General features: G+C 60.4%; 1 protein-coding gene. It reads right to left on the bottom strand.

Annotated elements, in window-relative coordinates:
- Window positions 1–583: AMP-binding protein (locus tag BFL40_RS30150; protein WP_143088345.1), on the bottom strand; the 583-nt coding region annotated here is incomplete at both ends.

Here is a 583-nt window from a genome sequence, read left to right as displayed (position 1 = left end):
GTGATGCCATACATGTTCACCAGTTGCGTACCGGCGTTGGTCGTACGCGCATACCACGGTTTGAGAATCCCCGGCTCCAGGGCTTCACCGCCGAAGATCACCTGGCGCAGGGAGTGTTTCAAGGCACTCTGGCCCTGGGCCGCAATCAACGAACGAAAGGCACTCGGCGTCTGGTTGAGGATCGTCACCCCGGCACTGCACAGCAGGGCATAACATTCGTCCGGCGAACGGCTGGTGAGCTGCGGCACCACCAGCAACTGCCCGCCATGGATCAGCGCGCCCCAGATTTCCCACACGGAGAAGTCGAAGGCAAACGAGTGGAACAGCGCCCACACATCCTGGTCATTGAAGTTGAACCAGCCCTCAGTGGCGGAGAATAGGCGCGCCACGTTGTGGTGCTCAATCATCACGCCCTTGGGCAAGCCGGTTGAGCCAGAGGTGTAGATCACATACGCCAGGTTGGCCGAGGTGAGGCCCGATACGTGTGGGTTTTGGGTAGATTCAGCCTGGCAATCGTCGGCATCCAACTCGATAACCGGCACCGACAGCTCGGCGACCAAGGCATGAGTCGCCTGCTGCACCA

The organism is Pseudomonas costantinii, assembly GCF_001870435.1.
Lineage (GTDB): Bacteria > Pseudomonadota > Gammaproteobacteria > Pseudomonadales > Pseudomonadaceae > Aquipseudomonas > Aquipseudomonas costantinii.
Note: the sequence above shows the minus strand (reverse complement) of the source record. Positions and strands in the feature narration are given on the sequence as shown.